Origin of the sequence: Streptomyces nitrosporeus (assembly GCF_008704555.1) — a bacterium.
Lineage (GTDB): Bacteria > Actinomycetota > Actinomycetes > Streptomycetales > Streptomycetaceae > Streptomyces > Streptomyces nitrosporeus.
Genome location: NZ_CP023702.1, coordinates 3,140,578 through 3,161,739, shown reverse-complemented (window position 1 = coordinate 3,161,739; position 21,162 = coordinate 3,140,578). Strand labels below are relative to the sequence as shown.

General features: G+C 71.5%; 22 protein-coding genes. 10 read left to right on the top strand and 12 right to left on the bottom strand.

Going from position 1 to position 21,162, the window contains the following annotated elements; translation table 11 throughout:
* Positions 1–134 precede the first annotated feature (134 nt).
* Positions 135–2,168, top strand: coding sequence for a DNA helicase RecQ (gene recQ, locus CP967_RS13865; RefSeq protein ID WP_150488285.1), 2,034 nt, complete (start codon positions 135–137; stop codon positions 2,166–2,168).
* 47 nt (positions 2,169–2,215) lie between these two features.
* Here recQ and CP967_RS13860 read toward each other — a convergent pair whose 3' ends face one another.
* The 5 genes from CP967_RS13860 to CP967_RS13840 form a co-directional block, all read right to left on the bottom strand.
* Positions 2,216–2,821: a Uma2 family endonuclease gene (locus CP967_RS13860; protein ID WP_150488284.1), complete on the bottom strand. Its 606-nt coding sequence runs from the start codon at positions 2,819–2,821 to the stop codon at positions 2,216–2,218.
* A gap of 133 nt (positions 2,822–2,954) precedes the next feature.
* Entirely contained in the window at positions 2,955–3,644 is a 690-nt protein-coding gene (locus CP967_RS13855; protein ID WP_150488283.1) for a GOLPH3/VPS74 family protein, read from the bottom strand.
* Entirely contained in the window at positions 3,641–4,870 is a 1,230-nt protein-coding gene (gene fahA, locus CP967_RS13850) for a fumarylacetoacetase (RefSeq protein WP_150488282.1), read from the bottom strand. Before fahA ends, CP967_RS13855 begins: the two co-directional genes overlap by 4 nt.
* Before the next feature lie 270 nt (positions 4,871–5,140).
* The gene (locus tag CP967_RS13845) at positions 5,141–7,138 is read right to left on the bottom strand and encodes a CocE/NonD family hydrolase (protein WP_150488281.1); all 1,998 of its coding nucleotides are present in this window, start codon (positions 7,136–7,138) and stop codon (positions 5,141–5,143) included.
* 9 nt (positions 7,139–7,147) lie between these two features.
* On the bottom strand, positions 7,148–8,647 hold the full coding sequence (locus CP967_RS13840; protein ID WP_150488280.1) for a peptide MFS transporter: 1,500 nt from the start codon (positions 8,645–8,647) through the stop codon (positions 7,148–7,150).
* Positions 8,648–8,804: 157 nt separating this feature from the next.
* Between CP967_RS13840 and CP967_RS13835 the strand changes: the two genes are divergently transcribed.
* The 3 genes from CP967_RS13835 (at position 8,805) to CP967_RS13825 (ending at position 12,147) form a co-directional block, all read left to right on the top strand.
* Positions 8,805–9,815 (top strand): polyprenyl synthetase family protein, encoded by a 1,011-nt coding sequence (locus CP967_RS13835; RefSeq protein WP_150488279.1) that lies wholly within the window; start codon positions 8,805–8,807, stop codon positions 9,813–9,815.
* Between the two features lie 189 nt (positions 9,816–10,004).
* Positions 10,005–11,234 (top strand): LolA family protein, encoded by a 1,230-nt coding sequence (locus tag CP967_RS13830; protein WP_150488278.1) that lies wholly within the window; start codon positions 10,005–10,007, stop codon positions 11,232–11,234.
* A 298-nt stretch (positions 11,235–11,532) separates the two neighbouring features.
* Positions 11,533–12,147 carry a TetR/AcrR family transcriptional regulator gene (locus CP967_RS13825; RefSeq protein ID WP_150488277.1) on the top strand — a complete coding sequence of 205 codons (615 nt, stop codon included), beginning with the start codon at positions 11,533–11,535 and terminating at the stop codon, positions 12,145–12,147.
* On the opposite strand, the gene CP967_RS13820 is transcribed toward CP967_RS13825, so the two are convergent.
* The 5 genes from CP967_RS13820 to CP967_RS13800 form a co-directional block, all read right to left on the bottom strand.
* Positions 12,140–12,688: a flavodoxin family protein gene (locus CP967_RS13820; protein ID WP_150488276.1), complete on the bottom strand. Its 549-nt coding sequence runs from the start codon at positions 12,686–12,688 to the stop codon at positions 12,140–12,142. The two genes, CP967_RS13825 and CP967_RS13820, sit on opposite strands and share 8 nt — an antisense overlap.
* Positions 12,689–12,767: 79 nt before the next feature.
* Positions 12,768–13,574, bottom strand: a complete 807-nt coding sequence (locus CP967_RS13815; protein WP_150488275.1) for an HAD family hydrolase — start codon at positions 13,572–13,574, stop codon at positions 12,768–12,770.
* 160 nt (positions 13,575–13,734) lie between these two features.
* Complete coding sequence (locus CP967_RS13810; RefSeq protein ID WP_150488274.1) at positions 13,735–13,944, bottom strand: DUF397 domain-containing protein; 210 nt, start codon at positions 13,942–13,944, stop codon at positions 13,735–13,737.
* Positions 13,945–13,999: 55 nt separating this feature from the next.
* Positions 14,000–14,212 carry a DUF397 domain-containing protein gene (locus CP967_RS13805; protein ID WP_150488273.1) on the bottom strand — a complete coding sequence of 71 codons (213 nt, stop codon included), beginning with the start codon at positions 14,210–14,212 and terminating at the stop codon, positions 14,000–14,002.
* Positions 14,212–15,051: a helix-turn-helix domain-containing protein gene (locus tag CP967_RS13800; protein WP_150488272.1), complete on the bottom strand. Its 840-nt coding sequence runs from the start codon at positions 15,049–15,051 to the stop codon at positions 14,212–14,214. The genes CP967_RS13805 and CP967_RS13800 overlap by 1 nt, the downstream gene beginning before the upstream one ends.
* Before the next feature lie 92 nt (positions 15,052–15,143).
* Between CP967_RS13800 and CP967_RS13795 the strand changes: the two genes are divergently transcribed.
* The 5 genes from CP967_RS13795 (at position 15,144) to tgmC (ending at position 18,457) form a co-directional block, all read left to right on the top strand.
* Positions 15,144–15,410 carry a hypothetical protein gene (locus CP967_RS13795; RefSeq protein WP_150488271.1) on the top strand — a complete coding sequence of 89 codons (267 nt, stop codon included), beginning with the start codon at positions 15,144–15,146 and terminating at the stop codon, positions 15,408–15,410.
* Between the two features lie 172 nt (positions 15,411–15,582).
* The gene (locus CP967_RS13790; RefSeq protein ID WP_150488270.1) at positions 15,583–15,897 is read left to right on the top strand and encodes a hypothetical protein; all 315 of its coding nucleotides are present in this window, start codon (positions 15,583–15,585) and stop codon (positions 15,895–15,897) included.
* 186 nt (positions 15,898–16,083) lie between these two features.
* Positions 16,084–16,356, top strand: coding sequence for a putative ATP-grasp-modified RiPP (gene tgmA, locus CP967_RS13785; RefSeq protein ID WP_150488269.1), 273 nt, complete (start codon positions 16,084–16,086; stop codon positions 16,354–16,356).
* Positions 16,356–17,318 carry an ATP-grasp ribosomal peptide maturase gene (gene tgmB, locus CP967_RS13780; protein ID WP_150488268.1) on the top strand — a complete coding sequence of 321 codons (963 nt, stop codon included), beginning with the start codon at positions 16,356–16,358 and terminating at the stop codon, positions 17,316–17,318. The genes tgmA and tgmB overlap by 1 nt, the downstream gene beginning before the upstream one ends.
* Entirely contained in the window at positions 17,315–18,457 is a 1,143-nt protein-coding gene (gene tgmC, locus CP967_RS13775) for an ATP-grasp peptide maturase system methyltransferase (protein WP_150488267.1), read from the top strand. The genes tgmB and tgmC overlap by 4 nt, the downstream gene beginning before the upstream one ends.
* Positions 18,458–18,602: 145 nt before the next feature.
* Here tgmC and CP967_RS13770 read toward each other — a convergent pair whose 3' ends face one another.
* Positions 18,603–19,436 carry an alpha/beta fold hydrolase gene (locus CP967_RS13770; RefSeq protein ID WP_150488266.1) on the bottom strand — a complete coding sequence of 278 codons (834 nt, stop codon included), beginning with the start codon at positions 19,434–19,436 and terminating at the stop codon, positions 18,603–18,605.
* A gap of 61 nt (positions 19,437–19,497) precedes the next feature.
* Here CP967_RS13770 and CP967_RS35110 point away from each other — a divergent pair, with 61 nt between their 5' ends.
* Positions 19,498–19,953, top strand: coding sequence for a MarR family winged helix-turn-helix transcriptional regulator (locus CP967_RS35110; protein WP_150488265.1), 456 nt, complete (start codon positions 19,498–19,500; stop codon positions 19,951–19,953).
* Here the strand turns inward: CP967_RS35110 and rarD are convergent.
* Entirely contained in the window at positions 19,945–21,033 is a 1,089-nt protein-coding gene (gene rarD, locus CP967_RS13760; protein ID WP_150488264.1) for an EamA family transporter RarD, read from the bottom strand. The two genes, CP967_RS35110 and rarD, sit on opposite strands and share 9 nt — an antisense overlap.
* Between the last annotated feature and the right edge of the window lie 129 nt (positions 21,034–21,162).

Sequence of the window (21,162 nt, the reverse complement as noted above, 5' to 3'; positions counted from 1 at the left end):
GCCGGACCACACAGCGAGAACGCCGGACGGGCCGGGAAGTCAAGCCCGTCCGGCGTTGTCGTACCCGGCGCCTATGGTGGACGCGGAAGACATGGGACGGCACGGCCGGCACGACGGCACGGACAGGCGGAACGATGAGTGTGACGACCGAGAGCGCGGCGCGGCAGACGCTGCACCGGGTGTTCGGGTACGAGACGTTCCGCGGTGAGCAGGGCGCGGTCATCGACCATGTCGTCGAGGGCGGCGACGCGGTCGTCCTCATGCCCACGGGCGGCGGCAAGTCCCTCTGCTACCAGATCCCCGCCCTGGTCAGGCCGGGCACCGGCATCGTGGTCTCCCCGCTGATCGCGCTCATGCAGGACCAGGTGGACGCCCTGCGCGCCCTCGGCGTCCGCGCCGGTTTCATGAACTCCACCCAGGACTTCGACGAGCGCCGCTCGATGGAGGCCCAGTTCCTGGCGGGCGAGCTCGACCTGCTGTACCTGGCGCCCGAGCGGCTGCGCCTGGACTCCACGCTCTCCTTGCTGGCCCGGGGCGAGATCTCGGTCTTCGCCATCGACGAGGCGCACTGTGTCGCCCAGTGGGGCCACGACTTCCGCCCGGACTACCTGGCCCTCTCCGTGCTGGGCGAGCGCTGGCCCGATGTCCCGCGGATCGCGCTGACGGCCACGGCGACCGAGGCCACCCACCGGGAGATCACCCAGCGGCTCGGCATGCCGGAGGCGAAGCACTTCGTCGCCAGCTTCGACCGCCCCAACATCCAGTACCGCATCGTCGGGAAGTCGGACCCCAAGAAGCAGCTCCTCACCTTCCTCCAGGAGGAGCACGCCGGGGACGCCGGCATCGTCTACTGCCTCTCGCGCAACGCCACGGAGAAGACCGCCGAGTACCTCTCCCGGAACGGCATCGAGGCCGTTCCCTACCACGCGGGTCTGGACGCCGCCACGCGCGCCGCCCACCAGTCGCGCTTCCTGCGTGAGGAGGGCCTGGTCGTCGTCGCGACGATCGCCTTCGGCATGGGCATCGACAAGCCGGACGTCCGCTTCGTCGCCCACCTCGACCTGCCCAAGTCCGTCGAGGGGTACTACCAGGAGACCGGCCGCGCCGGCCGTGACGGGGCGCCGTCCACGGCCTGGATGGCCTACGGCCTCCAGGACGTCGTCCAGCAGCGCAAGCTGATCCAGGGCGGTGAGGGCGACGAGGCGTTCCGGCGCCGTGCCGCCGCGCACCTCGACTCGATGCTGGCGCTCTGCGAGACCGTGCGGTGCCGCCGCGCCCAGCTCCTGACGTACTTCGGCCAGGAGCCCGGCGGGGAGAGCTGCGGCAACTGCGACACCTGCCTCACCCCGCCCGAGACCTGGGACGGCACGGTCGTCGCCCAGAAGCTGCTGTCGACGGTGGTCCGGCTGAAGCAGGAGCGCAACCAGAAGTTCGGTACCGGCCAGATCATCGACATCCTGCTGGGCCGCAAGACCGCCAAGGTCATCCAGTTCGACCACGACCAGCTCTCGGTCTTCGGTATCGGGGAGGAGCTGGCCGAGGCCGAATGGCGCGGTGTGGTCCGCCAGTTGCTGGCCCAGGGCCTGCTCGCGGTCGAGGGGGAGTACGGCACGCTGGTCCTCACCGAGGACAGCGGCACCGTGCTGCGCCGGGAGCGCGAGGTCCTGCTCCGCAAGGAGCCGAAGAAGCCGACCACCAGGACCTCCGCCCGGGGCGAACGCAAGGCCAAGGCCGCTCCCGTCGACCTCCCGGCCGAGGCCGTGCCGGTCTTCGAGGCCCTGCGCGCCTGGCGCGCGGCCCAGGCCAAGGAGCTGGGCCTCCCCGCGTACGTCATCTTCCACGACGCGACACTGCGGGAGATCGCGGCTCTGCGCCCCGGGTCACTGGCGGAGCTGGGCGGTGTCAGCGGCCTCGGCGAGAAGAAGCTGGCGACGTACGGCGAGGGGGTGCTGGAGGTCCTGGCCGAACTGGACGGAGCGGGCGCCACCGGCGCGGGCGGTGACAGCACGGACGGTGACGGCACGGACACCCCCGCCGCCCCGCCGGCGCCCGCACCGGTCGCGGGCCCGCGCGTCCCGGAAGCAGCACGCCCGGCACCCGTACGCTCGGAGGCCGCCGCCCCGGACACGCACTTCGGCTGGGACGAGGAACCCCCGGAGTTCGACTGACCCCTAGGGTTCCTGGGACTCCTGGGGCCGGGTGCGGCCCGCGCCGTCTACTCCTGTGCCGCCCGGCGCCGGGCGACGATCGCGTTCAGGTCGAGATCGACGGGGAAGGGCGTGGCCACCTTCATCCGGTCGTGGAAGATCCCGGTGGAGGTGTAGGCGCCGGTCGCGGGCTCCAGTTCGAAAACATAGACCACCGCCCGCCCGCCCTGGTTCTCCACCCGCCAGTAGTGCGGGATCCTGGCCCGCGCGTATTTCACGGGCTTGGTCTCCCGGTCCCGTGTGACGGACTCGTCGGACACCACCTCGACCGCCAGGAGTACGGACTCGGCGGAGAAGCGTGTCTGCCGCAGACTTTCGACGGCGTCGGCGCGCACGACGACGACATCGGGTTCGGGGCGGTTCTGGAAGTCGACATCGATGGTGAACTCGCGGAAGACCTCCAGATCGGCCGGCGCGAAGGACTGCAACTGCCACTTGAGGTAGTCGATCGCGCGCTCGTGGAAAACGGTCTGCGGACTCACGAAAACCAGGCTCCCGTCGATCAGCTCCGTGTGCGGAGGCAGATTCGGGAGTGTGTCCAGGTCATCGGCGGTCCAGCCGCCTACGGGCGGAACCGCCCACCGCGGCTCGGGTGCCTCGGGTCCGACGCTCATCAGTGCTCCCATACGAAGCAGTCTCGCGGGTCGTTCCAGCGTATCCGCCCGCAACCGGATCGGGGCCACCCGCACGTGTGCACGACTCACGCGTCGTTGACCGCCGGGGTGGGCCCGCCCCGGCCGCCCCGCGTCACTCGCCCCCGCCGTCCCCGCCGCTCCCGCCGCCTCCGCCCCCGCCGCCCCCGGCCGAGCTCTTGTCCTGGGCGACGTTGCGGCGCACCGCGTCCGCCTGCCATATCTCCTTGGTCAGGGACCTCATCGCGGCACGGGCCGGGCGGTCACCGGTGTTCAGGGCCGCCGGCAGTTCGACGGCCGCCGCGAGCGCCACCAGCAGCCGGTCGCGGAGGTCGGTCGGGGCCGCCGCCAGGGCGGCCGGGAAGCGCTGCCGCACCCGCGCCGTGAAGTCCCCGTCGGCCGCCGGATGCCGGTGGTAGGGGAACAGCCCGATGAACCGGCGGCTCTCCCGGCGCAGCACCCCGCGCCCGACCAGCGCGTCCAGGTACAGCCCCCCGGCCTGCCCCGCGTTCTTCCGCACCCACCCCTTGGCGGACGTCCCGGAGAAGAACCGGCGCTCGTCCGCTGCCGGAAGGGTCCGCAGCAGCACCGCGAGCAGCGGGTCCGGCGGGCACAGCGGGCCGACCACGTGCACCCGCCCGCCCTCCGCCCGGATGTGCCCGCGCAGCTCCAGCTCCGCCAGCACCGCCCCGGCGATCCCGTACTCCAGGTTCCGGTTGCGGCAGCGGGGCTTGCCCCGCACCGGATCGAGGGCGAGCAGCAGCAGTTCCTCCGGGAGGGCCAGGGAGGGGGAGGGCCTGTTCACGGCGCCGGGACGATCCGTCCGGTGACGTCGCCGAGGCCGACCCGCGTCCCGTGCGGCCCCGGTGCCCAGGCGGTCAGGGTCACCGTGTCGCCGTCCTCCAGGAACGTCCGCTTTCCCTCGGCCAGGTCCAGCGGGTCCCGGCCGTTCCAGGTGAGTTCGAGCAGTGAACCGCGCTCGCCGGGCTCCGGGCCGCTGACGGTGCCCGATCCGTAGAGGTCGCCGGTGCGCAGCGAGGCGCCGTTCACCGTCATCTGGGCCAGCTGCTGGGCGGCCGTCCAGTACATCGAGGCGAACGGCGGCTCGGCGACGGTCTGCCCGTTGATCTCCACGGAGATCCTGATGTCGAAGCCGCCCGGCTCCTCCTCGTCCGCGTCCTCCAGGTAGGGCAGCAGCTCGAAGTCCCGCGCGGGCGGCGCCGTACGCGCGGCGTCCAGGGCTTCCAGCGGGGTCACCCACGCCGATACGGAGGTGGCGAAGGACTTCCCGAGGAAGGGGCCCAGCGGCACGTACTCCCAGGCCTGGATGTCCCGGGCCGACCAGTCGTTGAGGAGGCAGAGCCCGAAGACGTGCTCGCGGAAGTCCCCGAGCGCCACGGGGGCGCCCTGGGCGGAGGGGACGCCGACGACGAAGCCGACCTCCGCCTCGATGTCCAGCTTCACCGATGGCCCGAACACCGGTACCGGGTCGGCCGGGGCCTTGCGCTGCCCCGAGGGCCGCACCACGTCCGTGCCCGAGACGACCACCGTCCCCGCCCGGCCGTGGTAACCGATCGGCAGGTGCTTCCAGTTGGGGGTGAGGGCCGCGCCGTCGGGCCGGAAGATCTTCCCGACGTTGGTGGCGTGGTGCTCGCTGGCATAGAAGTCGACGTAGTCCGCGACCTCGAACGGCAGGTGCAGCGTCACGGCGTCCACCGGGTGCAGCAGCGGTTCGACGTCCGCGCGGTGCGCCGGCACGGTCACCCACGCGGTCAGCGCCCGCCGCACGTCACGCCAGGCGGTACGCCCCGCCGCCAGCAGGGGGGACAGGCTCGGCTGCGCCAGCAGCCGGGCGTAGGGCGAGCCCAGGGCGTGCGCGGCGGCCCCGGCGTCCAGTACATGGCCGCCGATACGGACGCCGACCCTGCGGTCCCCGGGGTGTCCGGGGGTGGAGAACACACCGTAGGGAAGGTTGTGCGGGCCGAAGGGGTCGCCCTCGGCCAGATCGAGCGGACTGCTCTGCTCGGACATCGGTTGCTGCCTCGCTTTCCAGGTCGCTTGGGGGACACGTTACGTCGGTGTCCCCGCCCGGTGGCAGCCGCCAAGAAGGCGTGACGCCCGGAAAGTTACGTGACGACCGGTACGTGACGACCGGCACGCGACAGCCGCTACGTGACGACCGGCACGTGACGGCCGCTCCGTGACGACCGGTACGTGACGGCCGCTCCGTGACGGCCGTCCGGGGCGACTCCGGGATGGCGGTCCGGGGCGGCTCCGTGACGGCCGTTCGGGGCGGGCGCGTCAGCCCGCCGTGCGGGGGATCCGTTTCTCCCAGGTCCGGTGGAAGACGACCTCGTCGCCCTCCCGGCACACCACCTCGTTCGAGGTGATGAAGTCGTGCGCGTCCGCGGCCGTCTCGGAGCGGGTCCCGATGCGTACGTCCCACCCCATCTCCGGCCGGTGCAGCCGGATCGTCCAGTCGGACCGGGCCCTCGCCGACAGCGGGTCGTCCTCCTGGACGGTGTACGTCTCCAGGGCGTCCTCGGTGAACTCCAGCCCGTCGGGGTAGATCCGGGTGCCGCCGTAGCGCGGGTCGACCTCCAGGCGCCACTCGCCCTTCGCGACGTCCCGGACCACCAGCCGCTCGGGGCGCTGCTCCTGGAGCGTGGCCGGGAAGACGACCTCCAGCGGCTCCGCCTGCTCGGGCTCGCCGAAGGAGATCCCCGGGTCCTCGGTGTGCCGGCGCACCGGCAGTTCGACCAGGCTGCCGTCGGCCTCCAGGACGAAGCCCGCGTCGGAGCCCGGCTGCGGCCAGATCCACGGCCAGTACGCGGACGAGAACGCGATCCGGATGCGGTTGCCGGGCGGGAAGGTGTGGCCGATGCCGTTCAGCTCGAAGGACACCTCCTCCGTCCCCCCGGCCGGCCAGTCCTCCACCCGGTCGCGTCCGTGCCGGGCCGCCAGGTTGAGGGCGCCCCGGGTCACCAGGGTCGAGGCGCCGTCCGGGGCCACGTCGCAGAGCCGGGCGACGACCTGCCCGCGCGGTACGTCGCACCGGATCCTCAGGCGTACCCGGGGCCGGCCGAGGATCTCGATCGGGGCGTCCTCGACGGGGAACTCGAAACACACCGACCTGGCGTCCTCGTCCCGCTGGTCGGGCGGCAGGTCCGCCTCGTTGCCGAACGGGAAGAAACGTCCCGCGTCCACCCCGGTGTACTGCGGGGACCGTACGATCCGCGCCCCGCCCGCCAGGGCGTAGGCCACCGTGGAGACCTTGTCCGACGGCCAGACGGCGTCGCCGACCCAGCGGCCCGGCAGCGTCTCGTAGGACGTGGCCGGCCGGTGCGATCCGCTGATCCAGGACCGCAGCAGGGGCTCGTGCATCACCCCGGTGTCCTTGTCCTTGAGGTGCTGGTCCCACCAGCGCAGCGTCTCCTGGAGGAAACCGATCGCGGGCCCCGGGGGCAGCCCCCGGTCCGGGTACTGGTGCGACCAGGGGCCGATCAGCCCGCGTACCCGCCCGGGGTCCAGGTGCTCCACGAGCCGCAGCACGGTGTCGCGGTAGGGGTCGTGCCAGCCGCCCACCGCCAGGACGTTCGCCTTGATCGCCCCGTAGTCCTCGCAGACGCTGCCGTGCTTCCAGTAGTCGTCGCGGCTCTGGTGCGCCAGCCAGGTGTGGATGAACGGCTCCACGGTCTCCAGCCGGTCCAGCCACATCTGCCGCCAGTCGGCGCCCACGTCCGCCGGGTCCGGCGGGCGGGAGACGAAGGCCAGCATGGTGGCCGCCCAGGCGTGCATGTCGACGCCGAGGACCGAGCCGCCCATGTAGTGGACGTCGTTGTCGTAGCGGTCGTCGGCGGAGCAGACCGTGACGACGGCCTTCAGCGGCTCGGGGGCGAGCGCGGCGATCTGGAGCGAGTTGAAGCCGCCCCAGGAGATGCCGAACATACCGACCCGGCCCGAGCACCACTCCTGCTGGGCGAGCCAGTGCACCACGGCGACCCCGTCCGCGAGCTCCGTCGCGGAGTACTCGTCGCCCGGCGTCCCCTCGCTGTTGCCGTGCCCGCGCACGTCGACCCGCACCGAGGCGTAGCCGTGGCCCGCGTACCAGGGGTGGCGCTGCTGGTCGCGCGGCGCCGTCCAGTCGCTGAGCCGGTAAGGCAGGTACTCCAGCAGGGCGGGCACCGGTTCGTCGGTGACCGGCCGCCAGATCCGCGCGTACAGCTGGGTGCCGTCCGCGAGGGGGATGTAGAGGTCCTCGTGGGTCGTCTCGTACGGGAATTCGGTCCGGATGCGCATGGCGGTACCTCAGTGGACGGGGTGCATGGTGCGCCTGAGCCAGGGAGCGGCGGCGATGACGGCCACACCGGCCACCACCGCGACAGCGCCATTGACACCGAAGTAAGCGGGGTTGGAGACCTCGCCGTAGAGCTTCACGATCTGTGCCTGGATGCCGTTGGCGAGGGCCAGGGACAGGAACCACAGCGCCATCGTCTGGCTCGCGAACGCCTGCGGGGCGAGCTTCGTGGTGGCGGACATGCCCGAGGTCTCCAGCAGGATGTCGCCGAGACCCAGCAGCAGGTAGGAGCCGACGATCCACCAGGCGGCCATCTTGTAGGTGCCGTCGGCGTGACCGGAGGTCGGCAGGACCATCAGCAGGAAGGACAGCCCGCCGAGGACCACCCCGATCGCGATCTTGTTGGAGGCGTGCGGCTGGCGCTTGCCCATCCGCGCCCACACGGCGGCCACCACCGGTGCCAGCGCCACCTCGAACGCCCCGAGCGCCGAGGCGTACCAGCTCGCCGGGAAGTGGTAGCCGAAGATCTCCGTGCGGGCGTTCGTCGAGGCGAGCAGCATCATCGTCGAGTACGCCTGGAAGAGGATGAAGTTGAAGACGACCGAGGCCAGGAAGAGCACGACGTACGGCCGCAGCCTGCCGCGTTCCGCGGAGGTCACCCGGGGGCTCCTGAACATCACCACGAAGTACACGACCGGGGCGATCACCGAGATCAGGGTGAGGACGTCGACGAAGCGGTCCATGGTGAGCCACCCGGCCAGGGCGAGGCCGGCCGCCGCCGCGGCCACCACCACCGCCCCGCCCGCGATCATGAGCACCGCCCGCCGCATGGGCCCCGGCGCCAGGGCGTACTCCGCCGTGTCCTTGCGCCCGGCCAGGTGACGCCGGCCCGCCACGTACTGGATCAGCCCGAACGTCATGCCGACGGCCGCGGCGGAGAAACCCCAGTGCCAGCCGGCGTGGTCGCCGAGCCAGCCGGTGACCAGCGGACCGGCGAAGGCGCCGATGTTGATCCCCATGTAGTAGAGGGCGAACCCGGCGTCCCGGCGCTCGTCCTCGGTGCGGTACAGCTTGCCGACCATGGACGCCACGTTGGGCTTGAGCAGACCGGTGCCCGCGCTGATCAGGCCCAGGCCCACCCAGGTCATCGCGGCGGTCGGCACGGCCATCGCGTAGTGGCCGCAGGCGATGAGGATCCCGCCGTACAGGACGGCCCGGTAGGAGCCGAGGATGCGGTCCGCCAGCCAGCCGCCCGCGACGGACACCAGATAGACGAGCGTTCCGTAGGCGGCGGAGACGGAGGCGGCGGTGCCCGGGTCCATCCCCATGCCGTCGTTCGCGACCGAGTCGGCGAAGAAGAGGACCAGGATGGCCTGCATCCCGAGGAACGAGAACCGTTCCCAGACCTCCAGACCGGACAGCGTCATCAGACCCCGCGGCTGTCCGAAGAACGCGTGGTCGTCCTCCGGCCGGGGGGTGTCCGGTTCGGTACCTGCGGCGGTGTGGGACAAAGCGACAACTCCTGATCGTATGAGCTGATCCCGAACATACCGGCGGTGGCGGGAAGGCGCCCACGGTGATCCAAACGGGACCGGATACGCTGGCGTGAGTGAAGACGAGCGACACATCGACATTCCGTGTGATCGTCAGCAGACAGGAGATCCCCTCGTGACCGTCGTCGGGCCGTTCGGACTGCGCGTGCGCGACCAGGCTCTTGAGGCCGGCGTCCAGGCCGGTCTGGCCGCTGTCGAGGCCGGGCTGCTGGACGCCACCAAGAGTGAGGTGCCGTTCATCACGGAGGCCGCCCAGCACCTCGTCAGTGCCGGGGGCAAGCGGTTCCGCCCGCTGCTGGTGATGCTCGCGGCCCAGTTCGGCGACCCGGACGCCCCGGGCGTCGTCCCCGCGGCCGTGGTCGTCGAACTGACGCACCTGGCGACGCTGTACCACGACGACGTGATGGACGAGGCCGCCGTACGCCGCGGGGTGGACAGCGCCAACGCCCGCTGGGGCAACTCCGTGGCGGTCCTCACGGGGGACTTCCTCTTCGCCCGCGCCTCGCACATCCTGGCCGACCTCGGGCCGGAGGCCGTACGGGTCCAGGCCGAGGCGTTCGAGCGGCTGGTCACCGGTCAGATCCTGGAGACCGCCGGTCCCAGCGACGGACGCGACCCGGTCGACCACTACATGGAGGTGCTCAGCGGCAAGACCGGTTCGCTGGTCGCCGTGGCCGGGCGGTTCGGGGCGATGATGTCGGGCGCCGACGAGTCGGTCACCGACATCCTCACGCAGTACGGCGAGCGGCTCGGCATGGCCTTCCAGCTCGCCGACGACGTCCTGGACATCGCCTCCGACTCCCACGAGTCCGGCAAGACCCCCGGCACCGACCTCCGCGAGGGCATCGCCACCCTCCCCGTCCTCCACCTGCGCGCCCGCGCGGCGGCCGAGGGCCTGCCGGCGGACCTGGCGCTCGTGGAACTGCTCGCCGGGGACCTGGAGGACGACGAGCGCCTCACCGAGGCCCTGCGCCTGCTGCGCGCCCACCCGGCGCTGGAGCAGGCCCGGCGGGACACCGTCCGCTACGCCCAGGCGGCGCGGGCCGTGCTGGCGCCGCTGCCCGAGTGCTACGCGAAGTCGGCGCTCGAAGAACTGTGCGACGCCGTGGTGCACCGCGCGGGCTGACCCTGAGGGACCCCTCCGCCGTCTCATCCCGTAGAGGTAGGAGGAGTTGCTTCCGGGGGGTGACGCCTTCCGCCGCCCGGTTTGGTCAGATGGTGGACAACCACTTCCGACCACATCGGGTGAGAAGGGCGGCGGGAAGTGGGCGAGCGCAACGGGATGGCAGCCGCCGACCACGGAGGTAGAGCACACATGGCACCGAACGACAGCGTGGAGACCACGGGGAAGTCCACGGCCCCCGTCGTGGGCCGCCGGAAGGCGGCCCGCTACATCGTTCCGGTCGCGGTGGCGGGGATCGCGGCGGCGACGATCGGACTCGTCCCGGCGCTCGCCGACTCCGGCGACCCGGAGCTGCCGGAGATCACCGCGCAGGAGCTCGTCGAGAAGATCGCGGCCTCCGACGAGCAGCAGCTCTCCGGCACCCTGAAGATCAGCACCGACCTCGGCCTGCCGTCCTTCGCCGGCCTCGCCGGGTCCTTCGCACCGGGGGGCCGGGGCGACGGCTCCGCGTCGAGCGCCGCCCCCGAGGCCAAGTTGACGGAACTCGCCTCCGGTACGCACACGCTCCGGGTCGCGGCCGACGGCCCGGACCGGCAGCGGCTGACGATCGTGGGCGAGGGCTCGGAGTACAGCCTCGTCCACAACGGCGACGACGTCTGGGCCCACGACAGCGGGAGCGACGAGGTCTACCACGCGCGCTCCGAGGGGGCCGGGGACGGCCACAAGGGCGGGCAGGACCGGCCCGAGGGCCTGCCGGCCACCCCGAAGGAGCTCGCCGGCCAGGTGCTCGAAGCGGCCGGGGCCACCACGTCCGTCACGGTCGACGGCACGGCCCAGGTGGCCGGCCGCGACGCGTACCAGCTGCTCATCGAGCCGAAGCAGTCCGGTTCGACGGTCGGTTCCGTCAGGATCGCGGTGGACGCCGAGAACGGCGTACCGCTGAAGTTCACCCTGGCGGCGAGTGACGGCGGGAAGGCCGTGGTGGACGTGAGGTTCACCCAGGTCGACTTCGCGAAGCCCGCCGCGTCCTCCTTCTCCTTCACCCCGCCCGAGGGGGCGAAGGTGACCGAGGCCGACGAGCTGGAGGAGCGGGCCGGCGAGCACGGGGAAGAGGCCCAGGACGACCTCGCCGCCGCACTGGGCGGCTTCGAGGGCCCGAACGTCATCGGCGAGGGCTGGACGGCCGTCGCCGAGATCGAGGCGCCCGGGGGCGCGAAGCTGCCCACCGAGGGCCTGGACTCCCTGCCCGCCGAGGCGCAGGGCCTGCTGGACGCGTTCGGCGACAAGGTCACCGGTGACTTCGGCTCGGGCAGGGTCTTCAAGACCCGCCTGGTCAACGCGCTGCTGACCGACGACGGCACGGTCTATGTCGGTGCCGTCACCAAGGACGCGCTGGTGAAGGCGGCCGACGCCGCGAAGTAGGACCTCTGGAAGCACACGCCCCGCCGTACGTGTCCCGTACGGCGGGGCGACGTGTGTGCGGGGCACCCGGGGCGTCCGGCTGTACGCGGGACGGGGCGGGGGAGGGGAGGGGGCCGGAGCCGCCGCGCCGTCGGCCGGTCGAGCCGTCCCCCGATCGGCTCGTCGCGGCACGAACGGCACGAACGGTGTAGGCACGGAACGTAGCGACACGGTACGTTCCGTTTCTGCCACGCCATTGTTCGACTTCGTGCGAGGAACTGTCAACAAAGAACGGCCGGTATACCCCTATGCTCACCGAATGATCACTTCGCCGAGTTCCCAGCGCCGTAGCGAGAGGTCACGACGGGCGACGCTGGAGGCCGCTCTGGAGCTGTGCACGGAGAAGGGGTACGGCCGGGTCACCGTCGAGGCCATCGCGGCCCGCGCCGGTGTGAGCAAGAAGACCATCTACCGGTGGTGGCCGTCGAAGGGCGCCGTCCTGCTGGAGGCGTTCACCGACGGTTTCATCGGTGCCACGCCCTTCGTCGACACCGGCGACATCGCGTCCGACCTCCGTACCCACATCAACAGCGCGGTGCGGGTGGCCTCCACACCGCCGTACGGCCCGGCCTACGCCGGCATACTCTCCGAGCTGCACCATGACGGCGCCCTGGCCGAGGCGGTCCAGGAGCAGCTGGTCGGGCCGCGTTTCGCGGCGGCCGAGGAGCGGCTGCGGAAGGCACAGCGCCAGGGGTGGATACCGGCCGGCGCGAACCTGCCGCTGGCGGTGGAGATGCTCTACGGGCCGGTCTACTACCGGCACATCCTGTGCAAGCCGCCCCACGACGAGGCCACGGTCGCCGCCCTGGTGGACCATGTGCTGCGCGCGCTGGGCGCGGTGGCGGGCGGCGGCCGGGAGCCGGACATCAGCTGAAGAAGGTCTTGGCCCGGTTCACCGCCCCGGTGTCGGACAGCACGTCGCCGGGCCGGCTGCCGTTCCCCAGCAGCGTGCCGCCCCACCGCATCCCGAGGTACCCCGCGGAGTGGCGCAGTGTCCCGGTCAGCGGCTCGGCCACCGACGGGTCGTCGTCCGCGAGGGTGCTGACCCCCCACAGCGTCTTCCCCGCCATGCGCGCGGCGAAGTCGATGCCGGGCACCTCCAGCCAGCTCGACCAGTGGTCCAGGTAGCGCTTGGTGGAGGAGGTCACGGAGTACCAGTACAGCGGGGAGACGATCACCACGTCGGTGGCGGCGAGGGTCGCCTCCAGGAGCGTGGCCGCATGGCCGGTGGGCTCGGTGTGGCGGCCCACCGGGTGGCGCAGGTCCTCGAACTCGGGCAGGGGGAGGTCCCGCAGGCTCAGCCAGTGCTGCCGGGTCCCGGCGGGGAGCTGTTCGGCGGCGAGCCGGGCCAGTGCCTCGGTGTTCCCGTCGGCGCGGCCGCTGCCGAGCAGGAAGAGGAAGGTGCGCGATGTCATGATGACTCCTGTTACCCGCGTCCGGCGATTAGTTGCGTACGCAGCATATGCGTGGACGCGGGCAAAGTGGGAGCGATTTTCAGCCGAAGAGACGCTCCAGGACGACCGCCACGCCCTCCTCGTCGTTCGACAGGGTGATCTCGTCGGCGGCGGCCCTCAGTTCGGGGTGGGCGCCCGCCATCGCCACCCCGTGGCCGGCCAGCCGGAACATCGGCAGGTCATTGGGCATGTCGCCGAAGGCGACGGCCGTCGCGGGGTCCCGGCCCAGGACCTCGGCGGCCAGCAGGAAGCCGGTGCCCTTGTCGACACCGTGGGGCGCGAGCTCCACCGTGCCGGGCCCCGCCATCTGGACGGTGGCCAGATCCCCCACCGCCCCCCGGGCCACGGCGGTCAGTTCGTCGTCCGACAGCTCCGGGTGGCGTACCAGGACCTTGATGACGGGCCGCGCCCACAAGGCGTCCCGGGAGCCGACCCGTCGCGCGGGCAGGGAGGCGTGCGGCATCCGGTAGTCCGGCTCGATCAGGGTCAGCCCGTCGGGCCCGTCCTGGTCGACGGCCGCCGCGACCGGCCCCGTCTCCGCCTCGATCTTCCCCAGCGCCGTCCGCGCCAGCTCACGGTCCAGGGCCACCGAACTCAGCATCCGGCCCGCCCCGGCGTCGTACAGCTGGGCGCCCTGGCCGCAGACCGCGACCCCGGTGTGGCCGAGTTCCGCGAGCAGTCCGCGTATGTTGGGCACCGGCCGTCCCGTGACGACCAGATGGCGTGCCCCCGCCGCCTCGGCGCGGACGAGGGCCGCGCGGGAGCGGGGTCCGACGGTGTCGTCGGAACGCAGCAGGGTGCCGTCCAGGTCCGTGGCGACGAGGGTGAAGTCGGGTGGCGTGACCATGGGATCAGCCTATGGAGAACGGCCTCCGGCCGTACCGCGCTGACCTGCGACGACGGTAAGGATCCTGAATTCCCTTTCCAGGGAGGCCCGTTACCCCCCTGGGCTGCGGTGAGCCCCACCGCGCCGGACGGCATGGCGGGGCGACACCGGGGCGGGGAACTCAGACGGCGCCGAACTCTCCGGCCCGCAGACCGGCGACGAAGGAGGAGAACGCTACGGCGGGGAACGTCAGCACCGGGCCGCCCTGGTCCTTGGAGTCGCGGACGGGGACGGTGCCGTGCGGGCCGATGAGGTTGGCGGCGACCTCGACGCAACTACCGCCGTTGTTGCTGTACGAGGACTTGTGCCAGCGGGGGGTTTCGGTCGTCACGGGGTGCCCTTTCGTGTCTGAACTGGTCAGGGGGCCGGTGGTTGAAGCCGCGTGCTCAGACGGTGCCGAGGTGTCCGGACTTGACGCCGGTGACGAAGGCGGTGAAGGCGTTGGCTGCAACGGTCAGAGCCGGGCCGTCCGGGTTCTTGGAGTCGCGGACCGGAACAGCGCCGGTGGCGACCGCGTACGCCGGAGCCCACTCGACACAGGTGCCACCGTTGTTGCTGTAGGAGGACTTGATCCAGGAAGAGGGGTGAACGTCGGTCATCACAGGATGCCCTTTCGTAGCTCGTGGATCAGATCCACGGAAGCTGTCTGCGACAGAGATATGGCCTGCAACTGATGGTAGGCCCTCACCAGCGGCAATACAGAGGCCAGTTCCCGGTCCAGGCTTCCCTGTGTCTCGGACTCCACATAGGACACCACGGATCGGTCTTGCAACGTCAGCAGATTTACTGCCCGATCGAAGGGGCGGTGTTCACCGAGACTGTAAGGCGCTAGCTGAAGCATGGTGTTCGACTGTGCGGCGAAGTCGATCAGATGCTGAAACTGCGCGTCCATGACTTTGGCCCCGCCGACCGGCCGCCGCACACAGCTTTCGTCCAGCACCGCGACCACCAGGGGTGGCGCAGGACGCACCAACGCCGCCTGGCGCCCCATGAGAAGCGAGACCCGTTCATCCGCCTGCTCTCGCGAGATGACATCCCGTGTCACCGCACTGTCGGCCAACGCCTGTGCGTACTCCCGCGTCTGGAGCGGGCCGGGGATCAAGCCCGATTCGAACAGTTTGATCTCCGCCGCCCGGCCTTCGAGATCGACGTACTCCGGGAATCCCTGGAGCAACACCCCGTGTCGCATCTCGCGCCACTCGCGCTCGAACGAATCAGTCGTCCCCTCGGTCCCGAACGCGACGTCAGCAGCGATTGAAAATCGGCGGGTTGGCGGTTTGTGGGTGTTTTCGACCCCTGAGACGTGACGCCCGGAGTACCCGATCCGTTCCCCGAGGTCGTCCTGGGTCCAGCCACGCGCCTCGCGTGTGGTGCGTAAGCGTGCGCCGTACGCCGCTTCCGGCCCCGCGTCCGGGTTCAGCTCATTGCGGTTGACCAACGTGTCCTCCGTTTCTCGAACGTTGAATACGCTCGACTGTAGGTCAATGCTGGAGCCTCTTGGTAGTCGAGTCGCTACGGAGAGGAGCGGTCATGTCTGTGCGAAACGGGCCCACGGGCGGACAGGAAGCGGACTTCCCCTGTCCCCCGGCCGTCGGAACGCTCGTCGTGGACACCGGGCACGGTGGCCGGGTGGGTGAGTTCCGAGGGGTCGCGGGCCCGTACTGGTCGTTGCGGCCGGTCAGTGGCGGGGCGGAGTGGGAGGCGGAGCCGGAGCGGGTGCGTCCCGCGGATCGCATAGAGCGGCTGAGGGCGGAGAACGCCCGGTGCAACGCCCGTAGTGAGGGGCGGGTGCTGTGAAGCGGTGGGCGTGGGGGCACGGGGAGGCCGGCCGGGAGCACGTCCGGTTCTCCGGGCGGACCACCCGTCCGTGGACCATGCGGATTGACGGCCCGGTGTGGTGAGGGCGTGGGAGCCGGACACGGAGCTGGCAGGGGCCATGAGTGAGCACGCCGTTCGTGAGGAGAAAGCCATGGCGCGATGCACCGCCACCACCCTGATCGCGCCCCCGGGGCCGCTCGTACCTCTCCTGGAGGACGCCCGGCCGGCCTCCGTCCGGTGTGAACTCGGAGCGGGGCACCACGGCGACCACGCCCAGATGCTGTGGGACGACGACGCGGACGAGGTTGCGGTGTGGGCCCGTTGGGACGAGCGCCGCTCCCGGCTCCTGCCGCTGCGCTGGTGTCCCGTGCCGGACGGCGCCGGGGAGGCGTGCGGCCTGTTCGCGAACCATCCGCCCGGCCATGAGTGGGAGATCGCGGACCCGGCCGGGGGCGAAGGCGGTTGAGAACTGCCTTCGCGTGAGGCTTGCTCTCCCTGGTACGGGCCGACGCCCGTTCTGCTCGGGGAGGGTGTCGAAAATCCGACCGGTCCGCACCTGGACAGGCCGGGTAGGCCGGGGTGGGGCGCACAGCTCGGCTTCCGGGCCGGCCCGCCCGCTTCGGCGTCGCCACGAATCAGAGGAGCGGAAAAGATGACGCATACGCCCGCACCATGGGGCACGCGACGGATGGGGCCGTATGTGGCCACCGCCACAGTCCCGGAGTACACGCCCGTAATCGGTCCTGAGACGCAGATCGCGGTCGTCGTGGACGAGGACGGCCGGACGGTCGAATGGGGTAGCCACGGCACCAGCACGAGTGGCTTGACACCCACCACGACCATGCCCGGTGACGGGTCCGGCCCGGGCGGCGCGACCGACACGGACAGTACCGAGTCGTACGACCAGGACCAGAACTCCGACTGATGGGCGACAGCAGGCCGGTTCTGGTGCTCACCAACGTCTACGACGTGACAGCGGACGTGGTGCTGAGGCTGCTTGCCGAACGGCGTGTCCCTGTGGCGCGTTTCGATCCTGGCGCCGACCTGCATACGGATGCCTCGCTGACCGCCGCATACCGAAGCGGTGTTCAGCGAGGCATGCTGCGCACGTCGAGCCGGGAGCTGGACATCGCCCGGGTGCGGTCTGTCTGGGTGCGCAGACCATCGCCCTACGAAGGGCCGGCAGGGCTGAGCGGTCAGGACCGGCGTTTCGCCGCCGAGCAGTCTTCGTGGGGTACGGGTGGGGTACTCGCGTCACTGCCAGGTGCTCACTACGTCAACCATCCGTGGAACAACAGGGCGGCCGAGTCCAAGCCCGTTCAGCTTTCGGTTGCCCAGCGCTCAGGATTCCTTCTGCCCGACACGCTGATCACCGACGACCCGCGCGAAGCACGTGGGTTCATTGACAGCACAGACAGTGGCGCGGTCTACAAACCACTGTGGAACACGGCTTACCGGGTGGACGGACAGCCACACAGCGTATGGGTCCGGGAGGTGCGCGGGCATGAGGTCACCGACGCTGTTTCCGTCTGCCCGCACATGTTCCAGGCCAAGGTGGGCAAGGCGTTTGACGCGCGGGTGACCGCGGTGGGGGACCGAGTGTTCGGTGTCAGGATCGACAGCCCCGATCTCGACTGGCGTCGCCGTCAGAACCTGATGACATGCACACCGGTCGAGGTGCCCGGCACGATCGCGCGTGCGATTGCCGCCTACACCGTTGGACTAGGGCTGGCATACGGGGCGTTCGACTTCGCCGTCACCTCTGCCGGCGACTGGTACTTCCTTGAGTGCAATCCGAACGGCCAGTGGGCGTGGCAGCCGGCGGGAACCACCGCGGCGATCGCACGTGCCCTCGCCGACCAGCTGGAGAAGGGTCCCGAAACGTGAGCACACCGAACGGTCTTCGCGCAGCTCTGGCGGACAGACTCGCCGAGGACGGCACCCTCGTGGGAACCGTGTGGCGTGACGCGGTCGGGTCCGTCCCCAGGGAGCTGTTCGTGGGGTCCTACTTCATGCCTGTGGCGGGCAGTGTCCCGACCAGGTACCGCCCCGTCCACGAGGGCGGGCCCGGATGGCTGGAGGGGGTCTACTCCGACGAGACGCTGATCACCCAGCTCGACGGCCGGACCCGCCCCGGCGACGTGACCGACGGCACCGTGAGCGGCTCTCCGTCGTCGTCGTCCACCCTGCCGTCCCTGGTGCTGCGTATGTGGCACCAGCTCGGCGCCGAGCCCGGGCACCGGGTGCTGGAGATCGGTACGGGCACCGGTTACTCGACCGCTCTTGGCGCGTACCGCCTCGGGGACGCGGGCCTCACCAGCATCGAATACGACCCTGTGGTGGGCGGGGCCGCCTCCGCGGCGCTCAAGGCCGCCGGATTCGCTCCTCGGCTGATCATCGGTGACGGCCTTCGCGGCGACCCGGACGGGGAGCGGTACGACCGGCTCATCGCCACGTGCTCGGTCCGGTACATCCCGCTTCCGTGGCTCCACCAGGTGAAGCCCGGGGGGAAGATCCTGGTCACTCTGTCCGGCTGGTGCTACGCCAATGCTCTCGTGCTGCTGGAGGTGACCGGCCCGGGAGAAGCCACAGGCCGGTTCCTGCCGGGCTGCACCAGCTTCATGATCGCCCGGCCCCACGACCGGCCGCCTCGCCCGACGCTGGCCCTGCTGCCGGGAGAAGAGCGTCCGAGCCGGATCGACCCCGCGGAACTGGACACGTGGACCGGCGGCTGGGTCGCCCAGCTGGCGGCTGCGTCGGCTGAGCGCATGGGGGCGGGTGCGGAACAGGTTCTCTGGGATGTGGCCACCGGTTCACAGGCCCGGACGGCGCCCGCTCCTGGAGGCGGGTGGACCGTCGTGCAGCGCGGGCCCGAACGTCTGTGGGACCGGGTCGAACAGGCGGTGCGGTACTGGAAGTCTGCGGGCGAGCCGCACCAGGAGGGCTTCGGCATCACGGTCTCGCCCGCTCGTCAGCGTGTGTGGCTCGGAACCGAGGACGGGCCGGGCTGGGATCTGCCGGTCTGATGTGCACCGTCCGTACGCCCCGGTCTGCCGGGCCCGGGTCGCGCGTCCCGGCTCCGTGCCGTCCCGGCTCCGTGCCGTCCCGGCGGGTCGGCGTGAGGCGCTTCCGCCGGGACCGCCGGAACGGGAGATCCGCCCGCCAGGACCGTCAGCCCAGGAAGTCCGTCAGCCGGTCGTCCAGTTGCTCCGGTGCGGTGAGCGGCAGGGAGTGGTGGGTGGCTCCCGGGAGGAGGGCCACCTCGCCCCGGGGAAGCGCCCGGCGGGCCCGGTCGGCGACCTCGGCGGCGCGGTGGGTGAGGCTGTGTTCCGCGAGCAGGACCAGGACCGGCATGGAGAGGCCGGAGACCGGCGGACGGCCGCCGGCGATCAGTTTGCGGCCGGGGACGGTGGTGGCCAGCGCGTAGAGGCGCTGCCAGGCCCCGTCCGGGCGGGTGCCCGCCGTCTCCCAGGCCAGGAAGGCGCGGGCGCGGGCCTCGCTCGGGCGGAGCAGGGAGGGCAGCGCGCGCAGCAGGTAGCCGGGGCGGAACCCGGCGAAGACCTGGGTGGGGTCGACGAGGGCGAGGCGGTCCACTCTCCAGGGCGCGTGCAGCGCGTACCTGACGGCGAGCCAGGCGCCGTACGAGTGTCCGCACAGGTGTGTGCGGGAGAGTCCGAGTCCGTCCAGCAGCGCGTCCAGCCAGGCGGTGAGGTCCTCGGCGCTCTTCAGCGGTGTGCCCCGGCGTTCGGTGCGGCCGGCGTCGCCCAGCAGGTCGACCGCGTGGATGCGGTACCGCTTCCCGAGGGCCGGGGCGTTGGCGAACCAGACCAGGCCGGTGGCGGAGCCGCCGGGCAGCAGCACCAGCGGGCTGCCGTCCCGCGGACCGTACACATGGACCCGGGTGGGCCCGTACGGTGTGGCGACGTCACGGTCCTCGGTGGACTCGGGCCAGCGTGCGCGGAGTTCGTCGTAGGCAAGGTCGAAGGCGGACCGGGGCACCGGCATTCCTCTCGCTGGACGATAATCTCGTTCGGCGAGATATTACGCATGAGCCCGAGGAGTATGCATGGACGGTCGGAACCCGGTGATGGAGCTGGTCCATTCACTGCGCGCGGTCACCGTGGAGTTCGACCTGCTCGGTGCCGAGTTCGCCGCGCGCCACGGGCTGCACCCCACCGATGTGCGCGCCCTGATCCACCTGCTGGACGCGGCGCGGGCCGGTACCCGGGCCACCCCCGGGTGGCTCGGTGAGCAGCTGCGCCTGAACTCGGCCGGGACCACCGCCCTGGTGGACCGGCTGGAGCGGCTCGGACTGGTCCGGCGCAGCAGGGACACGGCCGACCGGCGGCGCGTCCTGCTGGACGTGGAGGAGAAGGCCACGGAGCTCGGGTGGAGCTTCTTCGGGCCGGTGATCGGTGAGGTGGTGGCGGCCGCGGAGGGGTTCGAGGCGGACGAACTGGAGACGGTGCGCCGCTTTCTGGCCGCGGTGCTGGAGTCCGCCGGGCGGGTGCGTTCAGCCTGAGGGGGCTTCGGTACGGCGGGCGGCCGTGTCGTCCGAGGGGGCCGCCGTGTCACCGGGGGCGGCCGTGTCGTCCGGGAGAGCCGCCGTGCCACCGGGTGCCGCCGTGCCGTCCGGGGGCGCCGCCGTGTCGCCGGGGGCCGCCGTGTCGTCCGGGGTCGCTCCGGCGGCCAGGGCCGCCAGGCGCAGCGCCTCGCTCCGGTTGCGCCGGGCCGCCCGCAGCGCGTCCCAGGTCAGCAGGGCCAGCGCGACCCACACCAGGCCGAAGCCGGCCCAGCGCTCGGGCGGCATCTCCTCGTGGAAGTACAGGACGCCCAGCCCGAACTGGAAGACCGGGGCCAGGTACTGGAGCAGTCCCAGCACCGACAGCGGGACCCGGATCGCCGCCGCGCCGAAGCAGATCAGCGGGATCGCGGTGACCAGGCCCGTGGTGGCCAGCAGGGCCGCGTGGCCCGCGCCCGAACCGAACGTCGACTCGCCGCGCGCGCCGAGCCACAGCAGGAAGCCGAGGGCGGGCAGGAACAGTACGGCGGTCTCGGCGGCCAGCGACTCCAGGCCGCCCATGCCGACCTTCTTCTTCGCCAGCCCGTACGTCGCGAAGGAGAACGCCAGGACCAGCGAGATCCACGGCGGCTGCCCGTAGCCGATCGCCAGCACCAGCACCGCGGCGAAACCGGTCGCCACCGCCGCCCACTGCGCGGGCCGCAGCCGCTCGCCGAGCAGGAGCACGCCCATGGCGATGGTGACCAGCGGGTTGATGAAGTAACCGAGTGACGCCTCGACGACGTGGCCGTTGTTGACGGACCAGATGTACAGGCCCCAGTTGACGGATATGACGGCGGCGGCCACCGTGATCAGGGCCAGCCGCCGCGGCTGCCCGGCCAGTTCGCGTACCCACGCCCAGCGGCGCAGGGCGAGCAGGGCGATCACCACGACACCCAGCGACCAGACCATCCGGTGGGCGAGGATCTCCACCGCCCCCGCCGGTTCCAGCAGCGGCCAGAACAGGGGGACCAGCCCCCACATCCCGTACGCGCCTATTCCGTACAGCAGACCTGCCCGCTGCTCGTTCTTCCCCTTCACGGGCCCTCCCGGCACTCCTCGGCCGGCGGTCGGCCCACTGCACGACGGTAGCGCCGGAACAGCAGCCTGTCATGGCCGTCTCATGGATACGGTCATGACAGGCGGCCGGCCCCGTGCCGCCCGGACCCC